Source organism: Intestinibacter sp. (assembly GCF_034113885.1).
Taxonomy (GTDB): domain Bacteria; phylum Bacillota; class Clostridia; order Peptostreptococcales; family Peptostreptococcaceae; genus Intestinibacter.
Map to the genome: position 1 here is coordinate 1 of NZ_JAXEWM010000008.1, position 5,147 is coordinate 5,147.

Annotated in this window: 7 protein-coding genes; all 7 read right to left on the reverse strand. The window is 30.2% G+C overall.

What is annotated here, in order from left to right; genetic code table 11:
- Positions 1–156, reverse strand: a 156-nt coding sequence (locus SPD90_RS00505) for a GTP-binding protein (RefSeq protein ID WP_320626771.1), incomplete at its 3' end; no start/stop codon positions are given.
- A 60-nt stretch (positions 157–216) separates the two neighbouring features.
- Positions 217–879 (reverse strand): RNA polymerase sporulation sigma factor SigH, encoded by a 663-nt coding sequence (gene sigH / locus SPD90_RS00510; RefSeq protein ID WP_320923995.1) that lies wholly within the window; start codon positions 877–879, stop codon positions 217–219.
- A gap of 61 nt (positions 880–940) precedes the next feature.
- Complete coding sequence (locus SPD90_RS00515; protein ID WP_320623975.1) at positions 941–1,471, reverse strand: NYN domain-containing protein; 531 nt, start codon at positions 1,469–1,471, stop codon at positions 941–943.
- Positions 1,471–2,205 carry a 23S rRNA (guanosine(2251)-2'-O)-methyltransferase RlmB gene (gene rlmB / locus SPD90_RS00520; protein WP_320623974.1) on the reverse strand — a complete coding sequence of 245 codons (735 nt, stop codon included), beginning with the start codon at positions 2,203–2,205 and terminating at the stop codon, positions 1,471–1,473. The genes SPD90_RS00515 and rlmB overlap by 1 nt, the downstream gene beginning before the upstream one ends.
- 12 nt (positions 2,206–2,217) lie before the next feature.
- On the reverse strand, positions 2,218–2,976 hold the full coding sequence (gene thyX, locus SPD90_RS00525) for an FAD-dependent thymidylate synthase (protein WP_331680493.1): 759 nt from the start codon (positions 2,974–2,976) through the stop codon (positions 2,218–2,220).
- Positions 2,977–3,189: 213 nt separating this feature from the next.
- Complete coding sequence (locus SPD90_RS00530) at positions 3,190–3,603, reverse strand: Mini-ribonuclease 3 (RefSeq protein WP_290693900.1); 414 nt, start codon at positions 3,601–3,603, stop codon at positions 3,190–3,192.
- Entirely contained in the window at positions 3,588–4,985 is a 1,398-nt protein-coding gene (gene cysS / locus SPD90_RS00535) for a cysteine--tRNA ligase (protein WP_320923996.1), read from the reverse strand. Before cysS ends, SPD90_RS00530 begins: the two co-directional genes overlap by 16 nt.
- Between the last annotated feature and the right edge of the window lie 162 nt (positions 4,986–5,147).

Genomic DNA, 5,147 nt, shown 5'->3' on the forward strand with positions numbered 1-5,147 from the left:
ATCTATGTTAGCGAAATCTACAGCTTCTCCTAATTGATATCTGTCAAATAATGTTTTTGTTATTGCAGCTGTTAATGTAGTTTTACCGTGGTCAACGTGACCGATTGTTCCTATATTAACATGTGGTTTAGTTCTTTCATATTTAGCCTTTGCCATTTTGAATTACCTCCTAAATAATTTAATATGATTAAAGTGTTTACAATAAGCATTTTACTATTAATTATTTCTGTTTTCAAGATGTTTTTCTAATTTTCTCTTAACTCTTTGTAGTGCATTATCAATGGATTTAACATCTCTATTAAGTATGTTAGCAATATATTGATATGACTTGCCACTTAAATACAGTCCTAATACTTCTAATTCCAAGTCGCTTAATAATTCATTCATCTTATCTTCGATATTTTTTAGTTCTTCTTTGCTTATTATTAATTCTTCTGGATCAGTTACTATACTTGTTGCTATTATGTCCAAAAGCGTCCTATCTGATTCCTCATCATAGATAGGTTTATTCAATGATACATATGAATTTAGAGGTATATGTTTTTGTCTTGTTGCAGTTTTAATAGCAGTTATTATCTGTCTAGTTATGCATATTTCAGCAAAGCATTTAAAGGAATTTGTCTTTGTTCCATCAAAATCCCTGACAGCTTTATATAAACCAATCATACCCTCTTGAATTATATCTTCTTTATCAGCTCCTACTAAAAAATATGACTTAGCTTTTGCTTTTACAAAATTTTTATATTTAGATATAATGTATTCTAATGCTATTTTATCCCCTTTATTCGCTTTTAATACTATATTATATTCATCTTGTTGACTATTATCCAAATTCTCATAATAGTTATAATCTCTATCATTATCTTTAGCCAGTAACATGAAATCTCCCCCATTTACAAGTTTCCTATAGTTATATTATAGCTCAACAAATCCAGTATTTTCAATGCTTTCTACGAATGTTCTCAAGTTTCGACAAAGTTGTATCATCTAATCTATCTTCCAAGAAATTTCGCTGAATTTTTTTCGTATTATCTCGCTGTTTTTCTTTTATTTTCGTCAAAGTTTCGTCAAGATAAATTTTTAATTCCCTTGCAGAAATTCTAGTTGCACCTTTTCCTAAAATAATTTGTTGCTCTGCATAATCACTAGTAGCCACTTGAATTTTATCGTATTTAGATAATGTACTTATAAATTTTTCTATATAACTGTCCGCAGTTTGATGTTCTTTTGTGTATACAATAGTTATATATTTTCTTCTTTCAACCTTTTCCCTGCTATTTTTTACGTTGTAAGCATCGAAAACAACGATTGCTTTTTTGCCATTATATTGCGCAAACTCAATTATATAGTGTATTAACCTCTCTCTTGCAGCATCTAAATCTTCGCTTGCCAATGTCTTTAATTCTTCCCAATCATTTATGATATTGTAACCATCTACAATTAAATACGATTTATGTTTTTTCTTAGCCATTAATCCTTCTTCATTCTTTGTCTAAAAATTTCATATAACAATATTCCGCCTGCAACTGACGCATTTAGAGATGATACATTTCCTATCATCGGCATCTTAACTACAAAATCACAATTTTGTTTAACTAATCTAGACACCCCAAATCCTTCACTACCAATTACTAATCCTATTGGACCTGTTAAATTTTGTTCATAGAAAACCTCTCCATCCATGTCTGCTGCTGCTATCCAAAGACCTTCTTTTTTTAATTGCTTTATAGTATTTACTATATTGGTTACTTTACATACTGGAACATATTCAACTGCTCCTGCTGAAGCTTTTGCTACTACAGAAGTAATATGAACTGATCTTCTCTTTGGTATGATTACACCGTGAGCTCCAACCGCATCTGCTGTTCTTATTATCGTACCAAGATTATGGGGATCTGTTATTTCATCTAGTATAATAAAAAATGGATCTTCACCCTTTTTATTTGCTATTTCCAATAAATCACTTAGCTCATAATACTTGTAATCACTTACTACTGCTATTACACCTTGATGTGAATGACTTGTACTTATTTCATCTAATTTGTGTTTATCAACATATTGTATAACTATGTTCTTTTCTTTAGCCATACCTATTATTTTTTTGATAGACCCTTCCTTAGATGAATTTGATATCATTATCTTATCTATTGCCCTATCACTTCTCAAAGCCTCTATGATAGGATTTCTACCTTCTATATTTGCCAATAATTTCACCGCCTATAAATTATTAAATTTTTCTCTTATTTCTTTTATTTTTCCACATGACATGTTACCTTCTGGACATGGTCCATTTAAGCAGCTTGGCCCTACATTACTAAATAAAGTAGGAGCTACCTCTCTTACTAATTTTAGCATTTGTGTAGCTAATTCTCTAATCTCCCATTGTGCCCTTTCGCAGCATCTATGATGGAAGAAATTATACAAACTTCTGGCATTTATTGTAAATACCATTTTTGTCTCACAGGCATTTGGAAATACATATCTCGCATCCTCTATAGATTTTTTCTCAGCTTGTGATTTAGCTTTCTTCTCACTTACTCCCTTGTCTAGTAAGTCTTGATAATGCTTTTTAAATAATATTTCTACTAGTTTATCATAGTCTTCTTGGCATTTGTTCATTGATTCTATGAATATTTTTTTAGCTTCTTCGTTTTTTTCTATTTCAGGTGGAATTATATATTCAAACTGGTCAAGCTTTACATAACGTTGTGATTGTTGTGAAAAACTTGCGATTCGGTGTCTCACTATTTGGTGAGAACAGCTTCTTGATATTCCTTCAATTCCAAATGTAAATGTAACGTGCTCGATTGGCGATTCATGGCCAATACTTACTAGCATATTTAAAAATTTATTTATACTTTCTGGAGTTAAATTTTGTTCTATTTCATCTACACCAACTTGAGAATAACATAGCTTAGCAGCCATAGATATTACTTTTTCCGGTTCTGGTGTATGTGCTAATAATTTTACTTTCATAATAAAATCCTCCTATTTTTTTATTTATAAACTTAATATATAAAGATTTTTTAATTTATATGTGAACTTTCTTTATATTTTCGCAAAAAAACTTTATAAAATGCAATTTCATATAAAATAGCTTCACCAATTAATTATACACTAAAAATACATTATAAAAAAACACCACTTTCTTACAAAACTTTAAAGCATGCTTAAAAGTGGTGTTTTTAATTATATTTCTCGTTCTATAATTTCTATACTTTTTTGGACTATATATTCTAGTCTCTCTCTATCTTCACTTAGATACAAATATCCTATCAAGGCTTCAAAGCCTGTCGCACATTTGTAATCAATAATATCTGCATTTTTAGGTGATGTATGAGGCTTTTGATTTCTACCTCTTTTGAAAATCCTGATCTCTTCTTCTGTCAGTTCATCCTGTAATTCATGTATTATTGTCGCTTGTGCCTTAGCTTTAGAATATTGTATAGCTGATTTGTGAAGATCATTTACTTTTCTGTTGATATTTTGTCTTATTAGATGCTCTCTAATATAAGATTCATAAACTGTATCTCCTAAATATGCTAAAACTAAAGGTGACATAGTTATTAATTCAGTTTTGTCCATTTTTATGCTCTTTTCCATTTTACGCCTTGTCTTGTGTCTTCAAGGACGATACCCTTATCTAATAGTTGTTGTCTGATTTCATCAGCTAATTGGAAGTTTTTAGCCTTCTTAGCTTCTGTTCTTTGTGCTATTAATTTTTCTATTTCTTCGTCTAGCATTTCTTCTTTTTTGTCATTTACTATGTTTAAAACACCAGTTAATTCATTGAATTCAGCTAATACCTTTTGAGCAAATTCCTTTGAAGAATTTTCAGTTATGTTGCTGTTCATGAATTTAGCTAATTCGAATATTGCACTTACTGCATCTGCTGTATTGACATCGTCATCCATAGCATCTATGAATTTTTGTCTAAATCCAGCTAATTCATCTTGTAGCTTAGCTTCATCTTCTGTCATCTTAGTATCCCCAAGATTGCTTATTATAAACTCAGCTCTTTCTTTAGCATTGTATAATCTTTCAAGACCTGCTTTAGATTGATTTAATATTTCGTCGCTGAAGTTAATTGGGTTTCTGTAATGAGTAGATAGCATGAAGAATCTAACTACAGCTAAATCGTAAACTTCTGATATTTCTCTAACTGTAAAGAAGTTTCCTAATGATTTACTCATTTTTTCGTTATTTACGTTTATATATTCATTGTGTAACCAGTAGTTAGAGAAATTCTTTCCACTTCTAGCTTCACTTTGTGCTATTTCATTTTCATGGTGAGGGAATTTTAAGTCTTGTCCACCAGCATGTATGTCTATAGTTTCCCCTAAATATCTATTAGACATAACAGAGCATTCTATATGCCATCCTGGTCTACCTTCGCCCCAAGGACTAGCCCAGCCTGGTTCTCCTTCTTTTTTAGCTTTCCATAAAACAAAATCCATTGGATGTCTCTTTTGATCGTTTACTTCTATTCTTGCTCCAGCTTCTAGCTCTTCTTGTTTTATACCAGAAAGCTTACCATAGTCTTTGAATTTTTTAGTGTCGAAATAAACATCTCCATTAACTGCATAAGCATATCCTTTGTCTTCTAGTTCTTTTACGAAAGCTATTATTTGTTCTATGTTGTTTGTTACTTGAGGATGCACGTCTGCTCTTTTGATTCCTAATCCGTCTGCATCTATAAAATATTCTTTTATGTATTTAGTAGCAACTTCTTCTGGTGTAATGTTTTCTTCATGACTTCTTTTTATTATTTTATCATCTACATCTGTGAAGTTTTGAACATATGTAACATCATATCCTCTGTATTCTAAATATCTTCTCAATGTATCAAATATTATAAAAGGTCTAGCATTTCCTATATGTATAAAGTTGTATACTGTAGGACCACAAACATACATTTTCACCTTGCCTTCTTCAATTGGTACGAATTCTTCTTTTTTACGTGATAATGTATTATATAATTTCACGATAATCACCTCTCCTCTTCTTAGATTTGTTAGTCTTTTATGTATTTAATTAATATTTCATATATTTTTTTCTTTAATTTTTTATATAGTTTCAACTGTTTACTATAATATTATACCTTATTACACAATTTTAACAACATATATAAATGTATTTTTTATTAT

What these genes read in the sequence shown, in the direction of transcription:
- sigH (WP_320923995.1), bottom strand. Translation starts at nt 879, where the DNA reads ATGTTACTGGCTAAAGATAATGATAGAGATTATAACTATTATGAGAAT.
- SPD90_RS00515 (WP_320623975.1), bottom strand. Translation starts at nt 1,471, where the DNA reads ATGGCTAAGAAAAAACATAAATCGTATTTAATTGTAGATGGTTACAAT.
- SPD90_RS00530 (WP_290693900.1), bottom strand. Translation starts at nt 3,603, where the DNA reads ATGGAAAAGAGCATAAAAATGGACAAAACTGAATTAATAACTATGTCA.
- thyX (WP_331680493.1), bottom strand. Translation starts at nt 2,976, where the DNA reads ATGAAAGTAAAATTATTAGCACATACACCAGAACCGGAAAAAGTAATA.